Origin of the sequence: Veillonella sp. AS16 (genome assembly GCF_000517785.1) — a bacterium.
In the GTDB taxonomy this organism is placed as follows: Bacteria; Bacillota; Negativicutes; order Veillonellales; family Veillonellaceae; genus Veillonella; species Veillonella denticariosi.
Window position 1 is genome coordinate 157,588 of the sequence record NZ_AZYX01000019.1, and the last position, 21,144, is coordinate 178,731.

20 protein-coding genes are annotated in these 21,144 nt (G+C 44.1%); 5 read left to right on the forward strand and 15 right to left on the reverse strand.

Annotated elements, in window-relative coordinates; translation table 11 throughout:
• Positions 1-88 precede the first annotated feature (88 nt).
• The 6 genes from HMPREF1521_RS06755 to HMPREF1521_RS06780 form a co-directional block, all read right to left on the reverse strand.
• On the reverse strand, positions 89-310 hold the full coding sequence (locus tag HMPREF1521_RS06755) for a DUF2922 domain-containing protein (protein WP_038117381.1): 222 nt from the start codon (positions 308-310) through the stop codon (positions 89-91).
• 119 nt (positions 311-429) lie between these two features.
• Positions 430-636 (reverse strand): DUF1659 domain-containing protein, encoded by a 207-nt coding sequence (locus HMPREF1521_RS06760; RefSeq protein ID WP_038117382.1) that lies wholly within the window; start codon positions 634-636, stop codon positions 430-432.
• Between the two features lie 363 nt (positions 637-999).
• On the reverse strand, positions 1,000-1,746 hold the full coding sequence (locus HMPREF1521_RS06765; protein ID WP_038117383.1) for a hypothetical protein: 747 nt from the start codon (positions 1,744-1,746) through the stop codon (positions 1,000-1,002).
• A 293-nt stretch (positions 1,747-2,039) separates the two neighbouring features.
• Positions 2,040-2,915, reverse strand: a complete 876-nt coding sequence (locus HMPREF1521_RS06770; RefSeq protein ID WP_038117385.1) for a CoB--CoM heterodisulfide reductase iron-sulfur subunit B family protein — start codon at positions 2,913-2,915, stop codon at positions 2,040-2,042.
• Positions 2,915-3,877, reverse strand: a complete 963-nt coding sequence (locus HMPREF1521_RS06775) for a succinate dehydrogenase/fumarate reductase iron-sulfur subunit (RefSeq protein WP_038117386.1) — start codon at positions 3,875-3,877, stop codon at positions 2,915-2,917. The genes HMPREF1521_RS06770 and HMPREF1521_RS06775 overlap by 1 nt, the downstream gene beginning before the upstream one ends.
• Position 3,878: 1 nt before the next feature.
• On the reverse strand, positions 3,879-5,597 hold the full coding sequence (locus HMPREF1521_RS06780; RefSeq protein WP_038117389.1) for an FAD-binding protein: 1,719 nt from the start codon (positions 5,595-5,597) through the stop codon (positions 3,879-3,881).
• A gap of 886 nt (positions 5,598-6,483) precedes the next feature.
• Here HMPREF1521_RS06780 and HMPREF1521_RS06785 point away from each other — a divergent pair.
• Together HMPREF1521_RS06785 and HMPREF1521_RS06790 are read left to right on the forward strand one after the other, a co-directional pair.
• Entirely contained in the window at positions 6,484-7,158 is a 675-nt protein-coding gene (locus HMPREF1521_RS06785) for a response regulator transcription factor (protein ID WP_038117391.1), read from the forward strand.
• A complete protein-coding gene (locus HMPREF1521_RS06790) occupies positions 7,136-8,545 on the forward strand; it encodes a cell wall metabolism sensor histidine kinase WalK (RefSeq protein WP_038117400.1) in 1,410 nt (469 codons plus the stop codon). The genes HMPREF1521_RS06785 and HMPREF1521_RS06790 overlap by 23 nt, the downstream gene beginning before the upstream one ends.
• A 213-nt stretch (positions 8,546-8,758) precedes the next feature.
• On the opposite strand, the gene HMPREF1521_RS06795 is transcribed toward HMPREF1521_RS06790, so the two are convergent.
• The 4 genes from HMPREF1521_RS06795 to HMPREF1521_RS06810 all read right to left on the reverse strand — a co-directional run bounded on the left by HMPREF1521_RS06795 (position 8,759) and on the right by HMPREF1521_RS06810 (position 12,625).
• A complete protein-coding gene (locus HMPREF1521_RS06795; RefSeq protein ID WP_038117401.1) occupies positions 8,759-10,075 on the reverse strand; it encodes a DUF445 domain-containing protein in 1,317 nt (438 codons plus the stop codon).
• Entirely contained in the window at positions 10,072-11,307 is a 1,236-nt protein-coding gene (locus HMPREF1521_RS06800; RefSeq protein WP_038117403.1) for a DUF445 family protein, read from the reverse strand. The genes HMPREF1521_RS06795 and HMPREF1521_RS06800 overlap by 4 nt, the downstream gene beginning before the upstream one ends.
• Positions 11,308-11,418: 111 nt before the next feature.
• On the reverse strand, positions 11,419-12,123 hold the full coding sequence (locus HMPREF1521_RS06805; RefSeq protein WP_038117405.1) for an MBL fold metallo-hydrolase: 705 nt from the start codon (positions 12,121-12,123) through the stop codon (positions 11,419-11,421).
• Between the two features lie 145 nt (positions 12,124-12,268).
• The gene (locus HMPREF1521_RS06810) at positions 12,269-12,625 is read right to left on the reverse strand and encodes a helix-turn-helix domain-containing protein (protein ID WP_038117407.1); all 357 of its coding nucleotides are present in this window, start codon (positions 12,623-12,625) and stop codon (positions 12,269-12,271) included.
• 395 nt (positions 12,626-13,020) lie between these two features.
• Between HMPREF1521_RS06810 and HMPREF1521_RS06815 the strand changes: the two genes are divergently transcribed.
• The 3 genes from HMPREF1521_RS06815 to HMPREF1521_RS06825 all read left to right on the forward strand — a co-directional run bounded on the left by HMPREF1521_RS06815 (position 13,021) and on the right by HMPREF1521_RS06825 (position 15,367).
• On the forward strand, positions 13,021-13,650 hold the full coding sequence (locus tag HMPREF1521_RS06815; protein WP_038117409.1) for an NAD(P)-dependent oxidoreductase: 630 nt from the start codon (positions 13,021-13,023) through the stop codon (positions 13,648-13,650).
• Positions 13,651-13,830: 180 nt separating this feature from the next.
• Positions 13,831-14,613, forward strand: coding sequence for a 4,5-DOPA dioxygenase extradiol (ygiD, locus tag HMPREF1521_RS06820; protein ID WP_038117412.1), 783 nt, complete (start codon positions 13,831-13,833; stop codon positions 14,611-14,613).
• 76 nt (positions 14,614-14,689) lie between these two features.
• Complete coding sequence (locus tag HMPREF1521_RS06825) at positions 14,690-15,367, forward strand: lactate utilization protein (RefSeq protein ID WP_038117416.1); 678 nt, start codon at positions 14,690-14,692, stop codon at positions 15,365-15,367.
• Positions 15,368-15,466: 99 nt separating this feature from the next.
• Here the strand turns inward: HMPREF1521_RS06825 and HMPREF1521_RS06830 are convergent, their stop codons facing one another.
• The 5 genes from HMPREF1521_RS06830 to HMPREF1521_RS06850 form a co-directional block, all read right to left on the reverse strand.
• Complete coding sequence (locus HMPREF1521_RS06830) at positions 15,467-16,264, reverse strand: hypothetical protein (protein ID WP_038117418.1); 798 nt, start codon at positions 16,262-16,264, stop codon at positions 15,467-15,469.
• Positions 16,265-16,721: 457 nt separating this feature from the next.
• Entirely contained in the window at positions 16,722-17,720 is a 999-nt protein-coding gene (gene pta, locus HMPREF1521_RS06835) for a phosphate acetyltransferase (protein WP_038117423.1), read from the reverse strand.
• A gap of 58 nt (positions 17,721-17,778) precedes the next feature.
• Positions 17,779-18,951 (reverse strand): ATP-binding protein, encoded by a 1,173-nt coding sequence (locus HMPREF1521_RS06840; RefSeq protein ID WP_232203205.1) that lies wholly within the window; start codon positions 18,949-18,951, stop codon positions 17,779-17,781.
• A complete protein-coding gene (locus tag HMPREF1521_RS06845; RefSeq protein WP_051435769.1) occupies positions 18,923-19,225 on the reverse strand; it encodes a helix-turn-helix domain-containing protein in 303 nt (100 codons plus the stop codon). The genes HMPREF1521_RS06840 and HMPREF1521_RS06845 overlap by 29 nt, the downstream gene beginning before the upstream one ends.
• A 412-nt stretch (positions 19,226-19,637) precedes the next feature.
• Complete coding sequence (locus HMPREF1521_RS06850; protein ID WP_038117428.1) at positions 19,638-20,987, reverse strand: NAD(P)-dependent oxidoreductase; 1,350 nt, start codon at positions 20,985-20,987, stop codon at positions 19,638-19,640.
• Between the last annotated feature and the right edge of the window lie 157 nt (positions 20,988-21,144).

Below are 21,144 nucleotides of genomic sequence, written 5' to 3' on the forward strand. Positions count from 1 at the left end.
CTCACCATAGGCGAGGGCCTTCATACTACATATGGAATATGCAATGTTAACAACAATCCCTTTGCTCCGGGATCAGCATGCTGCCAATCTATTTGAGTTCGGTAATCTGTGTTGTCACTTCACGAGCCGCTGTAAACGCAGCGAGCACTGCATCATGGGATCCAAGGATAACCTTATTCGCCACTAACGCATTAGCCGCTGTTTTAGCATCTTGTAAAGTAATTCCAGCGCGAGGTGCGCTAATTGTAATCGATGCGCTTTTACCATCGACCGTAGAAAACGTAAGATATACAACGCGTTTTTCCGCCATGTGGGCGCCTCCTTTCATAGTTCGTAAGCAAGTCATTCAAATTAATAAGGATGGGAATGCGTGGACTGAGCACGCGACATCAAAGGTTCGACATTGCCGATGATGCACTGTGCCAAACGTTAATGTCCTAGGGATATTTCGTTGATGCGGACCACATCGGACAAGCTGTGGTCATACAAGGCCGCCAATGCATCGCCGACAATTTTCATATTGTCATCGGATGCTTCTTCGGCAACACGCGTATAGGTGACGTTCTTATACTTCGGCATATCTTCGGTACCGACATTAAAACGCAACACCAGTTTCGTACGTTTAATCGTAGCCATCGTATCACCTCCTTTCACCGCCCTACATTCCCGAATTAAGGTCATGACAATGCCCTCCGCGATGTATGGCGTCATTTTTGTGAAAGTACGAAAATAACATCGGCTTACATATAGAAAATACCGACTACATGCAGAAACAGATACCGACTACATATAAAAACGGATACAACGCATATAAAGAACCGAACCGTCCGCACATAAAAATAAGACCTTTATCCTCGGTACTCGGCCTCCTTCGAGAGGGCCTTACAGTAGTCGACATAAAGGTCTACACAAAGCTCTATAATTATCTAACAATAAGCTATAACCCATATAACGGATATAACTCGTACAACAACAAAAAGAAATAAACTACAGAGCCATTTATTCAGTTTTTAACGCCATTATAAAATCATAAGCTTTCACGGCCGCCTCGGTATCCACAAAGTGGAACGGGTTAAGGAGTCGGCAGAATTTGAAGAGGTATTCATGCTTACGAAAGATGTCTTTAATATGTAAAATCGTATCGCGCGCCGTACATGCCGAACTATATCCGTTCATCATCGCATAGAGGTAATCCATCAACAGATTATCTTCACGTAAATAACTGTGCACAAAGATCAGTACGTCCCACCCCTGAGGGGTCAATTCAGGCCAGCGGCGGCTGTTTTCCCAGTCGAGCATCGTAATTTTATCCTTAGCGGGATCATACGTTATATCACGCATGGCGGGCCGCCCGTGAGACAAACCGTAATCATGCAGCTGTCCTAAGATTTTACCGAATATATAAAAGATATGTGTTACCATCTCTTTTAAATCGTTATCATCAGGATGCTGAGCAGTCAATTCACTATAATACGACAATGTGCGACCGCTGTATTCCGTAACGAAGTAGTGTTCCCGAAACCCGGCAATAACCGGAGCCACCGGCAGCTTTGTATTCACAAAGGATATTTTATAAAATTCATAGTCAAAAGATGCTCGCGGTGCGGGTTTAATCCAACTCGACCTATGATTGCTGATATCTTGTTTTACGTAATACTTTTTACCGTCAAAATCAACGGGGAATACACGATGGTCCGTTTCATTGACAATCATGCGATCTATATAATCTAATAACATATCATTCATACTGGCCCCCTCCGCACCAGTCCCTTTCGGTACTTATTACTATGCGCTCTTTTCTGAGTCTAAAAATATACATATACAATCAACATAAATATTATACTATAGCGCTCTTCGTTTATCAAAAGCGGACGCCTCTATCCTATATTTCGCAAAATATGGACCGGCCTTACAACGCACCATATATCAAAAGTAAAAACCCCCAGCCTAGGCTAGGGGTTTTTACTGGTAATTATGATAATAGGTTTGGATTTAGAGCTATATTATGGCCAACTGAGGCCTCGTCTAAATCAAACGAATTAACCTACGAATTTAGTCACTGCCGCAGTATCAGTCAAGTGACGTTTAGGCATGCCCATTTCAGCAGGGGAAATGCCAAGTGCAAGACCGATTAACTGGGACATGTGCAAGATTGGCATATCTTTGCCGCCGCCAACAACTTCTTTTGCTTCTTTCTGGAACATATCAAGTTGCATTTGGCAAAGCGGACAAGGAGTTACAACGCAATCCGCGCCTTCATTAGCTGCATCTTTGTTGATGGAGCCGGTCATCTGCATTACGGAATCATGTGCAGGATATACAGCATGGAAACCGCAGCAATCGAGCTTACGGGAGAAGTCGATTGGTGTAGCACCGATAGCGGAAATCAAATCTGCTAAGGATGTAGGCATTTGATAATCTTCGAAGCCCAATTCAGTTTGAGGGCGAAGAATATGACAGCCGTAGTATTCAGCTACACGTAAACCGGTTAACGGTTTAACAACTTTTTCTTTCAATTTGTCCAAACCGTAATCGCGGATCAATACCCACAAGAAGTGAGTTACATCAGTTGTGCCGCGGTATTGTTTACCGATTTGAGCCAATTTCTTGTTAACTTCGTTCTTTTCTTTTTCGTTGTTATCAAGTTCGTTTTTAGCTTCGCGAAGCATCAATGTGCAAGTATTACATACAGTCAAAAGGTTCAAACCTTTTTCTTCTGCCAATGCGATATTACGAGCATTTGTAGCAAGTGTAACTTCCGGAGCGATATCCTGAACGTGGGACGCGCCGCAGCAAGTCCAGCCGTCAAGTTCTTCCAACTCGATACCTAATTTTTTAGCCACAGCAACTGTTGCTAAGTAGTCTTCTTTGGCAGCGCTTTCAAGAACGCAACCAGGGAAAAATGCGTATTTCATTATTTACTTACCTCCTCAGCTGCTTTCATAAGTCTGCGAACACCATCAATACCGTTTACAGGTTTTTGAGGTACTACAAGTTCAAATGGATTGATTTTGCTGTGTTTCCACAAGCGCAATGCATAGAATGCCTGTTTAGCGGAATCAACAACACCATCGGATTTCAAGCTCATAGAAACTTCTTTCAAGCGACCGGTTTTGTAGAGATCGTCTTTGAAAGCAACCGCATGGCGAACGCCCTTGTTGTTAGTAAGGCCGGCTTTTGTAGCTTCCTTACGCAAATTGGAAATATCCATAGCAGGTTTTAAGTGTTTAGGGCAACGGGAGATACAATTCATGCAGTGAACGCATTTCCAAAGACCGTTGTCGAATGCAGGTTGAATGTGAGCCATAGGAGCATCATCACGGCTGTCCAACACGAAACGATTAGCTTTGGTGAATACATATGGTTCCAAGAAATCATCTTCACGAGCAGTCAATTTGTTACATTCGGATGCGCAGCAACCGCAAAGGATACATTCTGTACCGGCAACGAATTTTTTGAAGTCTGCCGGAGTTTGACGAACGATTTTGTCGCCTTCGTTAAATTCAGCTTTAAGGAAAATCCAAGGAGCGACTGTTTTCAAGCGATCAACTTTGGATTCCCAGTCAACAACCAAGTCACGGATAACGCGGAAGTTGCCGATCGGAGCGATTGTCAATTCGTCTGTGCCATAACGTTCTGTCAATTCATCGATTTTAGATTCACAACCGAGCATCGCTTCACCGTTTACACGGATGGAGCAAGCGCCGCAAACTGCGGAACGGCAAGCTGCCAAGAATGTCAATGTTGGATCCTGTGTATCTTTAATTTTTTGAAGGCCCCAGAGGATTGTACGGTCAGGTTCGTAATCGAATTTGAAAGTCTGTACAAACGCGCGACCTTGTTGGTAACGGTGAATATGGTAGGTGATTTGTCTCATCTTAGTACTTCCTTTCTTGTGGTTCGTATTTAGTGAACACTACGTCGCGTTCAGTTAATTCGTATTGACCGTCAGCGCCTAATTTGATCAAGGAATGTTTTAAATATCTTTCATCATTACGTTTAGGATGGTCTTCACGGATATGAGCACCACGGGATTCACGGCGGTGTAAAGCGCCCATAGCAATAGCTTTCGCTACTGTTAACATGGAGCCGATTTCACAATAGTTTACGAATGCCATGTTGTAAGTACGTTCAGGGTCACCTACATAACAAGTTTTATAATCTTCAATCAATTGTTCGATTTCTTTTAATGCTTCAGTAATACCTTCTTCATTACGGAAGATACCTACTTTATTCCACATTGCATCAGCCAATGCATCGCGGATTTCTACAACCGGACGACCGCCTTCACGGGATGTTACTTCTGTGAAACGATCTTCCCAAGCTTTTGCAGCTGCAGCAAGTTCCGCATCTACATTTGGTTGTTCATGGGATTCAGCATAATCAGCTGCGCCAGCACCGGATACTTTACCGAATACTACGCCGTCAGCCAAGGAGTTACCGCCCAAACGGTTAGCACCGTGGATGGAGATACAGGATGCTTCGCCGGAAGCGAACAGACCAGGCAATTCACATGCACAAGTTTTGTAATCCACTACGTCGATACCGCCCATTGTATAGTGACATGTAGGACGGATAGGTACCGGTTGAGTCAATGGATCGCAATGTTCGAAGCACATAGCCAAGTCGCGGATACCATGAAGTTTTTCGATAATAACTTCAGGTCCCAAGTGACGAAGATCGGCTACTACGTATGCGTTAAGGCCGGAACCGAAACCGCGACCTGCAGCGATTTCATCTTCGATTGCTTTCGCTACAACGTCACGAGATGCCAATTCCATTTTGTTAGGCGCATATTTTTTCATGAAACGTTCGCCTTCAGCGTTAAGAAGATAACCGCCTTCACCACGAACCGCTTCGGACATCAAGATACCGGTACGACCGAGACCTGTTGGATGGAATTGGATCATTTCCATATCTTTCAAACCGTTACCGGCGCGGAATGCTACCGCCATGCCATCGCCTGTGGAAAGGAACGGATTTGTAGTACGAGTCCAGAAAATACGACCTGCACCGCCTGTAGACAAGATAATAGCTTTTGCTTTAATCTGTTCTACTTTACCTTCTTTCATGTTCCACACAACAGCGCCACCGACGTGACCGTTTGCGTCTTTAACAAGATCTAAAAGGTACCATTCTTGTAAGAAGTGTACGCCTTCTTTCAAGCATTGTTCATAAGTAGTGTGCAAGATAACGTGACCTGTTTTATCCGCGGAGTAGCAAGTACGTGGATAGGATTGACCACCGAAGTTACGTTGCGCAATTTTATTTTCTTCTGTACGAGAGAATGGAGCGCCCATGTGGTCCATTTCAAGCACGCCTTCCGGACAGCGGGAGCAGAAGAATTCGATAGCGTCCTGGTCGCCAAGATAGTCGGAACCTTTTACTGTATCAAAAGTATGTGTTTCAACTGTATCTTCAGCTGCTACGTTATTCAAACATGCATTAACACCGCCTTGCGCCATTGCTGTTGCCGAACGGGTTGGGAAAATTTTAGTAATAAGAGCTACTTTTAAGCCTTTGCGACGACCAACTTCAAGAGCCGCACGCATACCAGCGCCACCGCTACCTACTACTAGAACATCAAACTGTTCCATAATGACCTCCTCATAACTACCATTTAATAAGAAAATTAGTTAGACTACCCAATTTCATAAAGCTCATAAAAAATTTTGATAACCTAATCATTTTTCTTTGCAAGAAAAAACCCGTACTTACGCGATTTTTCTTATAGCTTTGTCTTTAATTATAGAGAGCATTTCAGACCATGTCTAAACCCTATTATGCATAATTAATTTTGATGAATTTAATTGATAACTCATATCAATTACTGTTTCTCCAAGCAGTTTAAAGATAATCAAATTATTTAAATGAATATTTTTTATTCAAACTTTAGGATAATACGAAAGTAGTTCGGTTCCGAAATTTCTCTGTATTGTAATTTTCTAACCAATAAGAGCTATCCCCATAAAATCAACATTCATAACATATTCCGTAATTATAAATCGAAACAGACTCCTTAAATTCCTACTAAAAATACCTAGAATTTAGCCCGTAAAAGTACACAAAAAAAGCCAATTATAAACAACGATTATTTCTATGATAATTATTATCATAAGTTTTTCTTGTGATTTTCTTCACAACCCTGAAAATCAGAAAAAACAGGTCTAGCTATGCACATACGGCAATCTTCGATATACTTTCTTCGTCATTCATTAGTAGAATTCATTAAGATTCATGGATTCCGCTCATTTCGGCGACTTTCATATGAAGAAAAGCCTCATAACCTCGCTATTTCGTTCATGTTTTGCTCATTCCTATTGTATAAGGTATAATTATAGATAAATAAATTATATAATATTATATATAGGGTCTTATATAAGTCGCTTCTTTTATAAGAAAGCACGTATATAACAACTATATCAATGTAGTCTGAGAGCTAAGAGAGCTATATTTTTTTATCATACATAAGGAGAACTGAGAATGAAAATTTTACTTGTAGAAGACGAAGAAATGCTAAATGGTATTACAGCCAAATATTTACGCGCGGAAAATATGACGGTTGATACATGCTTCAACGGTCAGCAAGCTATTGATTATGTAAATACATCCAGTTACGACGTAATCGTTATGGATATTATGATGCCGGTTCTTGACGGTGTCAGCGCATTGGCACAGATCCGCAACGACGGCAATACGACACCTGTATTATTGCTTACGGCAAAAGACTCCCTGCAGGATAAGGTAACCGGTCTCAACACGGGTGCTGACGACTACCTTGTAAAACCGTTCGATCTCGAGGAATTAACTGCCCGCATTTACGCTTTGGCTCGACGCAATGCGCGCCACGCACAAAACGACATCCACGTAGGTCCGTTGACGATCAATGTCCCTCAACGTACTGTAAAACGCGACGGCGAAACGATTTCATTGACGGCGAAGGAATTCGACCTCTTGTTCTATTTAGCAAGTAATGAAAACATCGTATTATCTCGTCAACAAATTCTCGACCATGTATGGGAATACGATTATGAAAGCTATTCTAATCTAATCGACGTATATATTAAAGATTTGCGCAAAAAAGTCGATACTGATGAAAATGTAAAACTCATTCAGACAGTTCGCGGAGTAGGGTATGTCCTCAAAACAGAAAACTAATGATCCTCACCGAGACTTGGATACCATATCGGGGGCGGCCACTGATTTATTCAACCGCCTCCCCCTTACATTTAAAATCATGTCTTGGTACACCATCTTCCTGCTCATCATTTTGATGGTCGCATCCGCATGGATTTATACATATACTCACGAGTCGGATAACAAAGAGGTACGGGAACGCCTGCAGCAGCAAGCCATGATCATGGCTACGGATATTCGCAAGTTCAAACCGTATCAGGATAATACATTCTTCTTCGTATCCACGCAGGACGGGTATATCATCAAAGGGGCATTGCCTGACGGATTTCCTAATCAGACGGTGCTCTCCTTGGGGCAGGTAGGTGAAATTCAATCCGGTGAAGATACATTCTATTATTACGATACGCCTGTAAATGAACCGAATTACCGTGGTATTCTCAGAGCCGCCACAAAGGTAAAGACGGCGTCGAAAAAAACAGAAAATCTATTGTACAGCCTCTTGCTGGGTAATGTAATATTCTTACTCATTTCATCACTGGGGGGCTACCTTTTTATCAAAAAAGGCCTCAAACCTGTCCGAACCTTGACAAGAACGGCGAAGTTCATCGGCAAGAACAACGACTTGAGTCGGCGCATCGATATTCCGGCTCGAACGGCACGGGATGAAATTTATGAACTGACGGTCACATTTAACCGCATGATTTCAGGCTTGGAGGACTCATCCAACCGCGAAAAGCAGTTCAGTTCGGACGTTTCTCATGAATTGCGCACACCGATTTCCGTCATTCAGGCGGAAAGTGAGTACGCCTTAAAATACGCACGGTCCGAAGACGACCTGCGCGAAGGGCTCACCCATATTCAGGAGCAGGCGAAATTCATGTCAAGTCTCGTTTCCCAGCTATTGGATGTAGCACGCCTGGAGAAGGCTCACGATCTCAATGTGGCACCGCTCGACGTATCACAGATGCTGACGAATATGGTTCACGATTATACGCGATTATCCAGTGAAAGACATATTACCATTACGTCACGCATCGAACCGGGCTTACACATAACGGCTCACGAAGTGTCTTTGCGACGTGCTATCGCCAATCTGGTGGATAATGCGATGAAGTTCACCAAATCAAAAATCGATATTTCCGCCAGACGTGTCGGCGACGAACTGGTTATCGAAGTCACGGACAACGGTATCGGCATCGAAAAGGAAAATATCGAGCATATCTGGAACCGCATGTACCAGACGGAGCAATCCAGAAACAAAAAATCGAATCACGGTATCGGTCTCGGCCTGTACTTTGTGAACAAGGTTATCACCTTGCATCACGGCACGGTCAACGCGACGAGTACACCGAATGTATTTACGACCTTTACCATCCGCTTGCCATATTCGGAAACGGAAGAAGAGTAATTTCATACAAAAAGGACAGCCACGGTGTGAATGGTTCCTCCCTATTAGATGTAATCTCTAATATCGACGGGCATCACCCGATGTGGCTGTCCTTTTATGTTGTTATGACCCGGCAGTATTATAAACCTACCGTTATAAATCTACCGTTATAAACTTATCGTTAACTTATCATTATAATTCCTTTATTATAACTCATTGTTATAATCCTGACTGCTATGATCCTATCAGCTGTGCCCACAGAGGTGTGTACACATATTCCAGGAATATCCATGTCAGCAGCCCCGCCACGGCTCCTACGACGGCACCGTTAATGCGAATCCAGCTGAGATCGTCCTCCACCTTGGATTCGATGAAGTAAATAAACTTATCGGTGCTAAGACCGCCCAATACCTGACGAATAATGGTCTCGATCAAATCATAGCCCTGCTCCAGCACATATTGAGCGATGTCATGCATGGTTCGTTCAATACGGTTGCGCAGGTCCTCAGACCTGCCGTATACGTTCCACAGTTCAAGAGCGATGTTGACGAGCACCTGAGCCGGCGTTTCGCCGTTCTCATCCCCTACGAGGAGCAGTTCCTCAACATAAGGACACAGATGATTTTCGATAATCGATTCCCAGTCCTGCTCCCGAATCCAGCGTTCCCACGCTTCATCGAGGGCGGCACAGACCTCGCGATTATCCTCGATATTGCGAATCGGCGTCACCCATTGTCTTAACCACGCCGTCCGTTCCGGACTGTTCGGACGCTTCCATGTTTCAAGCATGGCGTAGACTTCCTGAATGATGGCCTCCGCCATTTCCTTATAGTTGATCACATCCGTCGCTTCCGATACGGATATAAAGAAATCCTGAAAGAACCCTTTGCGCTTTTTGCGATGCGCCTCTTCCGCCACAACAGAGGTAAGCCATGTCACCATCGCCGGATGATTCATGCGTTCCTGAACGACGCCGAGAACCTGAACGACCATGCTTTCATAGCGATTATGCTCACATAGATCGAGCAGAACGTGTTTCAAGGCGGGCACGAGGGATTGTTTTCTCAGCAATGTGCGAATGCGATTCGCCCCCCATGTGGCCCATTCCGCGGAAGATTGAGATTTCCACAACAGGTGCAGCCCTTGATGTATAACGAGCCGAGCCGCCCTCTGCCCTTCAGGGGACAGAAGGAATTGCTCAAAGAGCGGTACAAACTGTATATTCCCGACCAGAACAAGGCACCGATCCTTCGTGAGCATCTTCGTTTTCACCAGCTGAATGACACCATTGATGAGACGTTCCTTGTTGCGCGGGATCAACGCCGTATGGTATGGAAAGCCCAGAGGTTTGCGAAACAGAGCGGTCACTGCAAACCAGTCCGCCACACTGCCGATGAGCGCCGACTGAACCGCCCAATACAGCGGCTGATACCAGCTTTCACCGTCATAGAAAAATTGTCCTACGAAAACACAGCAATACAGGAGCGCCGTCAACGCGAAAATGCCGTTAGCACGCTGTTTCAACGTGAGTGACCTGATGTAATGAATCATCCTATCACCCCCTTGAAAAATACCGTAAGGCCGTGGAATACGCCGCCCAGCACGGCCCCCACGAGGGACCCGTTAATACGCACCATCTGAAGGTCGTAATACATTTTGCCGCGCACGATATGCGTGATTTCGTCCGGTGAATAGCGGGACAGTTCCTGCCCTACGACGCGATCGATGAGAGGATGCAGTTTCTGCAGCCACGGAATGCTGCGAAGGAGGAAAAATCGTTCGAAGGGCGCCTGTTTATCGGGATTCAGGAGAATTTCCGTACAGAGGATGTTAAATCGTTCCAGCACCATATCCATGAGGCGATGCCAGTCCAACGTGTCGCCGTCGATGAGCTTTTCCTCCCATTCTTCAAGAATCATGCGCACCCACTGGTCCTTATGTTCTTCGATGAAAGCCTGCCATTCCATGTTCGTTTCCAGATTGTTGAAAAACCTGATGGCCTGGCCCCATACATAGCGTCCCAAGGTGGAGTCGATGGACTCGTTTTCCTTGAGGAATGTAACCGCCTTTTTCTGCAACGTGTCTACCAGTCGCTCCGGTGAAAGCTCATGACCGCCAAAGGCGATGGCCAGCTCGCGGAAAAAGGAATTCTTCGTGTATCGCTTCATGATATCCAGCATGACACGATACAAGTATGGATATATCTGATTCGAGGAGATAACGCGCTGACAGGTACGATTGAAATAGAGCCAAAACACGCTCGCCGTATGGCGTTCCAACATGCATCGGCCGAATAAGATAACGAGCGGCGTCGCCTTCCAGTTGGACACGCCCTTATAAACGGCCTTATTGATTTCCTGGCGCATCGGCTCGATATCCATGTGCGCCAACACCTGATTGCCTATGCCGTACAGGAGATTGCGGATCTGGTTCTGCCCCTCTTCGCTTACCCCGTATTCGACGATACGCACCATAACGCGTTCCTTCTTGATGGCATAATACATCTGAGGAATCCGCAACAGTTCCTCACTGAGCATGGTGCGACCGATCTGAATCAAACGCTCCTTGCTGCGCGGTAAAATAGCCGTTTTAAAAGGAATTCCCAAAGGCTTCGTAAAAAGAGCCGTCACCGCATACCAGTCCGCGAGCCCACCGATCATGGCGGCCCCGGAAACATGCATCACAAAGGCCCAGAATGCATCATGACGTTGAGGATATGAAATTAAAAATATAATCGCCATGACGCTCAACAGTAAGGTCGCCATCGGTTTAGTTTTTATCATCACTTGATCCTAACTTTATAAAGTACGTATACGGACTCTCCCTATATAACGCAACAGTCCCTATTGATGGCCCAACCTTCGCCGCCACACACAATACGGTGAAAGTAGTATTTAAGCGATTGTACATTCGTCGCCATCCTTCTGCGGATGCCAAATCGCCACCTCCGGATAGAGGGCTTCAAAATAAATGGACGGATGCCATTGAGGTCCGTTCAAATGCATAGGAATGAGCATCTTATTGACCGTCACGCGGCGCAGGAACTCGATAACGCCCCACTCCTGAGCCGCTTCCAGGCGATTATCCACGGGGAACATGGCCACGTCGACGGAAAGGCCCTCCAGCTCCTTGAACTCACGCCAAGCCATGCGCTTTGCATCCGCATTGTTCTCCGGCGTATCGCCGAGCCAATGCCACCAGTTCAAATCGCCTGCATGGAAAATAGAGTCGGAGTCGATATTCGCCGTGTTCGTCTTCACGTAAAAGGATCCGCCTTCATCAGTGCTGCCGTACATATGAATGCCTACATCATCCATCGCCGCATCCTGACCGGGACGCATGGTGATGCATTTCTTAACCTTTTCCTCGAGAGGTACATCCTTATGACAGATATAACGCGTATTCGGCCCATCAAACTCCGTGATGGACGGATTAAAATGATCCTGATGAATATGGCTCACGAAGAACCAAAGCTCACGACCGCGCTTCGCCAGCTGCCATACGGTATTATTCGGATCCTTATAATAATCAAATACATAGCATCGCTTTCCGTCATCCACGAGAAAGCCGCTATGCGATAAAAATGTAATGTTCATCATCTATTATCATTACCTTTCAGTATATGAGAATATATATCAAGTATTTTTTATTATACCATATTTCTGTTTCAGAAATATAAAAAGCCGCAAAATACAAAATGATGTTATATAACCGCCTCTGTATTCCTCGTCATTTACATAGCAATTATATACGTCCTGATGCCTTCATATAATCAATATATTGATTGCCCCATGCTTCAAGGGATGCGAGAACAGTTTTAAAACCTGATCCCACCTCGGTGAGGCTGTATTCAACTTTCGGAGGAATGGAGCTGTACACCTCGCGATGTACGAGTCCGTCGTCCTCCATCTGACGCAATGCACGGGTCAAGGTCGCCTGCGTAATGGGATATAAGCGGCGTTCTAATTCGCGAAAACGTACGGGACCTTCAGATAATTCGTGCATGATCAATAGCGCCCATTTGCCACCCAATAACTTTTGACTCGTTGCATACGGACAACGACCCACTAAATCGTGAACATTTACCAAAGCTTCTGCCATAATGAAACTCCTTATTACTATTAACACACGTGCAATGTTGTCTTCTTGCAAATTAAACAACACGTTATATTATTATCGTATCATAGCCAGAAGAAATTTCAAGGATTTTATAGTATCTTTTTTATGGGTACAAAAATTTTTGTAAATTTTTTAATCAGTAATCATCATAATTCTATCACTTTTGATAGTACCTATCCAAAATAATTCTACTATTCAAAATATATGCACTCATCTATAATAAGGTCATCAGCTGAACACAACAGATTGTAGGGTAATAAATTTAGAAAACACTATCATATAGTGCTGCTACAAATTTACGAACTACAAACAGTATAGTAAAACCATAATCAATATCTCTTCACGAGAGATATGCTTTCAGGAAAAGGAGAATCATCATGAATATTTTAGTAATCGGTGCAAATGGTAACGCAGGTCGTCGTATTGTAGAAAAAGCCCTCAAAACAGGCCATAAGGTAACGGGTGTCATTCGTCGTGAAGGCGCTATCGAAGGTATTCCAACTATCGTAAAAGACGCATTACACTTAACAAAAGAAGAATTAACTCAATTCGATGTAGTAGTAAACGCTACAAGTGCTTTCACGCCGGATACATACCATTTACAAACGGATTTGACATTGTTATTGGTAAAAGCATTAGCTGACACAAATACTCGCCTCCTCGTTGTGGGCGGCGCCGGCAGCCTTTATATAGACGAAGATCACACTGTACAATTGTACGATACCCCGGATTTTCCTGCAGATTATTTAGGTCTTGCAAAAGCACAAGGCAATGCGATCGATATCTTGCGTAAATTCAGCAATGTAGACTGGACGTTCTTCAGCCCTGCACCAATCTTTGATGCAGAAGGTCCGGAATCTAACGACTATATCATCGGTAACGAGGAAGTCATCGTAAATAAAGATGGTAAGCCATATATTTCGTATGAAACTTTCACACAAATCCTGGTCGATGAGATCAACAACCACAAATTCGGTCGTCAACGTTTTACCGCAGTGCAAAACTAATATCTCAATACACATCCCCCTGCGTACGATATCATCGTACCGACAAAAATAATCTATACTAAAAACAACAAAGGCTATTGACCGCAGCATTAATACCACAGCCAATGGCCTTCGTTTATAATTAAAATCAAGACTTTAGGTAAAAAATAATCAGCATATTTATAGACAGAAGGTGATACAATGAAACGCATGCCAACTCTATTCGTAGGCCATGGCAGTCCCATGATGGCCTTAGAACATACTGAAACAACAAATACTTTCAAAAGTATAGGACAAAATATTATCAATAATTATGGTAAACCAAAAGCCATACTCGCCGTTTCCGCCCATTGGTACACAGATGGAACCTATATTCAAAGTGCCGAAAATCCGAAACAGATTTACGATATGTACGGATTTCCCAAAGAGTTATATGAGGTTGTATATTCCGCCAAGGGCGATAACGAACTGACACAAAAGGTTCAGCAGTTACTGGGTGACGCCGTTTCTATCGATGATACATGGGGCATCGACCACGGCATGTGGACCGTATTAGTTCACATGTTCCCTGATGCATCCATTCCCGTTGTGCAACTATCCATACATAAAAACCTGAACCCTAAAGAGGCTTATCAACTAGGTACAAAGCTCCAATCATTGCGCGACGAAGGCTATCTCATCATGGGCAGCGGTAATATCGTTCATAATCTCAGACGCCTGGAGTGGGATAGTCCATCCGGCACTCCTGCTACGATTGAATTCGATCGATACATTACCGATGCGGTCCTTGCGAACGATACGGATAAGGTCATCAATTATGAGCAGCATCCTCATGCAGACTACGCAGCACCTACACCAGATCACTATCTTCCTTTAATCTATATTATGGGCGCCGGTGAAGGTGCGAAACCCACTGTATTTAATCAAACCTATAATTCGGGATCCCTGTCGATGACGGGATTTATATTTGAAGATAGTATATAAAACGCAAGCCCTCCATTGAATTATGCATGAAAACCTGTACAATAAAGATAAGAATCATACATATCAAGGAGGGCTTATGGCAAATACAGAAACTACAATCAATGCAGTTGTCAATCCTCACACGAACGATGCGCCTATCGATATCGAAAAAACAATACAGGCCTTGGAGCGCAATAACTTCGTGGTCCGGTATTTCGAATCCGGTCACGAGGCGACCGCGTATCTGAAAGCCCGCATTCAGCACAAGCGCGTGGCTCTCGGCGATTCGCGTACCTTATTGGAGCTCGGTGCCTATGATGCACTCTGCGAGGTCAACGAGGATGTAACCGATATTCATCGACCTCTCCCCGGTGAAAGCTTCCGCGAAACGGCACTCCGCACGATGGGACGCGATGTATTCCTCACCTCCGTTAATGCCTTGGCGCAAACAGGTGAAATGGTCAATATTGACGGCACCGGTAATCGTATTGCCGCCTCGCTGTTCGGCTCTAAGGAAGTGTTTTTCGTATTGGGCCGCAACAAGATTACACCGGATTTAGCATCCGCCATCTACCGCGCCCGTAACACGGCGGCGCCGCTCAACAGCAAGAAAAACAAGAAAAGTTCGATTAATCCATGCGCAAAACTGGAAGAAAAATGCTACGACTGCATTTCTCCCGACCGCATCTGCAATGCATTGACCATCTACTATAAAAAGATGCGCAACATGCAGACAATGGAAGTCATCATAATCAATAAGGACTTGGGGTTCTAATATTATAACTACACCGGCAGAACCGGTGAATTTAATCCACACCACACACCGGCAAACATAATCTGAAACTGACAAAAGGGTCGCTTTATGCGACTCTTTTTATATTTCCACCAGGCTTTTTACATCATATCCAAAGCCTGCCGTCTTTTCAGCAGCTATTTTTTGCCATTCTGTAGGCGCTGTCCCATCTTTTTCAAGGAAGAATCCAGAGTCGAGGTAACGAATAATGATATAATTGGAATCCTTTTGATCAAAACCGTTACCACGGGAGAAATCGATGCCATGGCCTGTATTGCGCGTTACGATGGCTTCTAATAACGGTAAGGTAATGGCGTTCAACGTGATTTTCATATCAGGGGAATCAAAAATCTTTTTAAGGAAAGAGCTGGGCTTTTCTTCCTTATATACTAAAAGCTTGCTAATCGTACCATTAGAGGCACATACTACGCGACGGATTTCATTGATAGGGATATCTACCTTGCCATTTGAGATAACACCGTTTTTAATGGTAATTTCTCGTTTACCCATAATGGAATAATCCAACGGTAATTGAAGGGTATCCAAGTTTGCAGGGAAGTCCGCCGTCAATTTATGGCGAGCAAAAGCGGCAATAATCGCTTTTGTTTCGCTAATATTATGACCGGTATTATAATCTTTACGATCAGTATCTAGATCTTGGCCTTCCATATTTTTCCAATTGTGATCTCGAAACATAATCGTATAATTACAGTTTGAGTTTAAATATCTTGTAAGATACAGCTCATTTACATCATCAAAATCAATGTCAGTTATAACTGTACCATTTGCATCTTTGCAGAGCACACCATTATAACTAATTGTTAAAGTACGATCAGTGTCTTCAAAAACAACAGGATTCGTGTCGAATACAGAAATCATAGCTCTCTCCTTTTACGACTTCAAACATAACTACATTTACACATATCAAGTACATTCCATGCACATAGTAAGCCCATACAACAACTATATGTATGCATGGATATATTAATGATAAGTGTTAAGTACTCACATTAATTATATGTATCCAATACAAGCATTGATTAAATACATTAATCAAATATACTCAATCTAATAATACACCTTCTATATTGATTTACACAAATGCTATATTTCACTGACAATCAATGGCAATCAATTTTCTAAATCGATTTTTCAAACGCTCCATATGCGTTCAACAACGTGTTGATAGTAATAAAGATATTTACATAAACAAAAAAGCTGATTCCGAAGAATCAGCTTTCAGTATTTCGTTGAAAGTGTTGAACTCATTGAAAGATATGAACTCATTAAAAACTTTGAACTCGTTGAAATCTTTCAAATAAAGTTATCGTTGAAATCAGATGCTTTCAACAGCAGCAATAGCCGCAACGTCTACAACGTCCTGAGCGGAGCAACCGCGGGAAAGGTCATGAACCGGTTTAGCCAAGCCTTGAATCAATGGTCCAAGAGCATCAGCGCCGGCAAAGCGTTGTACCAATTTGTAACCGATGTTAGCAGCTTGAAGATCAGGGAAAATCAAGATGTTAGCTTTACCTGCTACATGAGAACCGGGCGCTTTCTTTTCTGCTACGGAAGGAACGATGGAAGCGTCCAACTGTAATTCACCGTCGAATTTAAAGTCAACATTGCGTTCTTTCAAAATATTAACGGCTTCAACCACTTTGTCTACTTCCGGAGTGGACGCGGAACCTTTAGTGGAGAAGGACAACATGGATACGCGAGGGTCAGCCATACCGACAACTTTGCGGGCTTTTTCTACAGTGGATTCCGCGATATCGGCCAATTGTTCGCTAGTCGGATTAGGCAACACGCCGCAATCGGAGAATACGAGCATACCGTCATCGCCATATTCTTTTTTGCTTGTAAACATGAACATGGAAGAAGATACAGTTTTAAGACCCGGTTTAGTGCCCACAACCTGCAATGCAGCACGCAATACGTTTGCAGTCGGAGATGCGGAGCCGGCCACCATGCCGTCAACAACACCGAGACGAACGAGCATAGCACCGAAGAACAGGCAGTCGCCTTTTAAAGTTGCGTCAGCTTTTTCAGGTGTCATACCTTTTTTAGCGCGCAATTCTACGAATGTATCAACCATTTTCTGGTAACGATCGTAGCCCGCAGGATCGATGATTTCAGCACCTTCGATGGATGCGCCTACGGCTTTAGCAGCTGCAGCGATTTCAGCAGGATTACCTACGAGCACCGGTGTGCAGAAACCTTCCTTCAAGATGATTTCAGTCGCTTTCAATACGCGTTCATCCTTGTATTCCGGCAAGACGATTTTTTTACCTAACGGTTTAACTTTGTTTTTCAAATTTTGAATCAAATCCACGATTTTGCCTCCTTAACATTGGCTATTTATGCCATATCAATACTATTATTATAGCAATTTACGGTTCCTCTAACAACCATTCTAATACATTTCGTTGTTGAATTCCGTCATAATTAGCATTTTTATTCAATTCGTCTAAGGTCAGCAAAAATTTAGGATATTGATCCTGCACGGCTTTGAGAGATGCCAATTCACGATGCAACGTATTCGGATCAAGTACGGTCTCACAGACTTGATAATATTCGGTGATTCCCGGTTTCTGTGCCACAAAATCGATTTCCCCCTTCGCCAGCTGTCCTACATACACGGTATAGCCCCGACGAAGAAGTTCAAGGAATACAATATTTTCAAGAATATATCCCGTATCACGACCCGTCTGCCCAACCAGCAAATTCCGCAACGCCACGTCGACACTGTAATACTTCGCATTGATGCGCAGTAACTCCTTGCCTCGCACATCGTATCGATTGACCTTGTATAGCAGCAAGCTATCCTGTAGACCCTGTAGATACCGTTCCACCGTTTTATTATCGATCTTCCGCCCCGCGCTGACGAGAGAATTCGCAATTTTGTTTGGTGAAAGCAGGCTTCCCACATTCGCCATCATATATCGAACGATATCCTGAAGTATAGTTACATCATTTATCTTAAGGCGGGCCACCACATCATATAGCAGCAACGTATTATAAAGTCCGCGTAAATATTCCTGCACATCAAAGTCCTCACCGCCCAGCTGTTGCGCATAAGGAAAGGAGCTTTCACGAACATATGCCTCATAAGCGGGAATCAGCGAGTACTGAGGGCTGTCATATTTACTGTCATAAAATTCTCTGAAAGATAGCGGCAACATTTGAATTTCCACATAGCGCCCCGTCAGTAATGTGGCGATATCCGATGACATAAAGTATGCATTGGAGCCCGTAATATAAAGGTCCGTGTTATTTTTTACAAACAAACTGTCAACGACGCGATGAAACTGATCGACATGCTGAATCTCATCAAGGAAAATATAGTTCATCTGATCCGGCTGCATACGTTCCAAAATGTAATTGTACAGCGCACGATAATCACATAGGTGTTCGTATTCCAGTTCCTCAAAATTAATGGAGATAATCTGCTCCGGTGCAATGCCTTCCGTCAATAACTCATCTCTAAAGAGGCGAAACAAGGTCGACTTGCCACAACGGCGAATCCCCCCTCCTCTAATGCAGCCCCTGTTTCCTATCCGCATCGGCAACACCGCACGAATACAGCTCACAAGGTCCATGCAGAAATTCCTGTATTGTCAGATTTCCTAAACCGTATACGATTTTATAGATGGTTGACCATCTGGGGTCAATGGATCCGCTTTCAAGGTCGCTGATATAGGACTGAGCGACCCCGGACTGATATGCCAGCTGGTATTGAGTCATACCCAGTCGCCTACGCCACAACAGTATTAACATACCGAGTCTATGTGCTTCTTGCCGGGCCCGAACGTCCCGAGAACATATGATAGGATCCATACCAGCCTCTCTCTACTCTCATTCACAACACATGCCCGTATGTCTCCACAATACATCTACCGAAAGACCACGCCCAGCATGTATTGAATGGCAATGGCAGAAAAAGCCCCTATACCATCGCGGATAAATCCGATAGATATAGGGACTTTTATCATTTTAAACGTTATATGCTCACATTTTCATCATTTTGTGAAAGTTTGCATATATTTCACTATATTATTATGATTATGCATCAAAGAGACTCTGTAAATGCAGATATTATATGCACATATAAACATATATACATCGCGATAAGCCATTGAATCGCAATATTAATTACTTCGCACCTACCTGAACGCTTAGTATTAATCACGCCATGCTCTTGAGGGTCCGCTATTAAGTATTCCTCACGATTCTACATCTTTAATAGCAATTACTCCGCGCTTTCTTGAGCCTTTTTGATTTCCATGTATTTTACCATGCCGTCAACGGCGCGTTTTGCTTCGCGCATGGCGAGTACTACGGTGGCCGGCTTATGTACAACGTCGCCGCCCGCAAATACACCTTCGCGACTCGTCATGCCGTATGGATCTTGAGAGGTGATGATATAGCCTTTTTCATCGACTTTAAGATTGTTCCCTTCGCCGACGAGGCGTGCATTCGGTTTATGCCCCGCAGCGATGATGATTTTATCTACAGGCATCACCTGATACGTGCCTGTGCCGTGAATACCTGCACCGTCTTCATTGAGCGCCATCACTTCGTACTTGAAGCCTTCCACCTTATCTTTGCCTTCTACGCCCACAGGGGATGCGAACCATTGGAACTGAACGCCTTCGGCGCGTGCTTCTTCATATTCCGAAAGCAAGGCCGGCATCTGTTCCTGACTGCGGCGGTATGCTACGGTAACCGCTTCACAGCCGAGGCGCACGCACGTACGGGCCGCATCCATCGCTACGTTGCCGCCGCCGATGATAACGACGCGGTCCCCCTTCTTAACGGGGATCTGTGCTTCATCAAGCTCGCCATTGTCTACTAATTGTACATTAGTCAACAGATACATGGCCTGGAATACGCCGGTAATCTCATCGTTTTCCATCCGCACTTCCTGCGGAATATGCGTACCGGTACCGATGAAGATGGAATCAAAGCCTTCCTCAAAAAGCTGATCCAATGTTTTATCCTGACCGATGAATGTGTTGCATACAAATTTAACGCCTAAACCTTCCAAACGTGCGATTTCACGGCGCACAACGGATTTGGACAGGCGGAACTCGGGAATACCGAATAACAATACGCCGCCCGGTTCGGACTGACCTTCAAAGACGGTCACTTCATAGCCTAATTTTGCAATGTCACCCGCTACGGACAAGCCTGCAGGGCCGGAGCCGACAACAGCCACACGACCGTGGTCCTGTTTGATTTTTTTAGGTTTCCGCAATTCATTGATGCTTTCAAAATCGGCCGCAAAGCGTTCCAATTTACCGATGTTAATAGGCGGTTTCTTAGCCTTATTCATGATACAGTTGCCTTCGCATTGATTTTCACGAGGACAAACACGTCCGCAAATAGCCGGCAAATTCGTCCGTTCCGCCAGAATATCGTTCGCTTCGCCGAAATTGCCGCGTGCGATAGCCTGAATGAAGCGGGGAATCTCGTTCTCAATAGGACACCCCATGCGACACAACGGCTTAGGACAATTCAAACAACGCTTCGCCTCCGCAAGCGCCTCCTCCATCGTGTAATCCGCATCAAAATGTAATGGTTTTAATTCGTTACTCATGGCACATGCCTCCTAACAAGGATCCAGTACTGTACTTATATTAACAATTCTATATAGACGCGCAGCTCGATGAACCACTTTCACATATGAACGTATTGCCCCCATATAACGTTAAGAATTTATCAGTTGTAACCATTCGATATGCGTGTGCCACTGG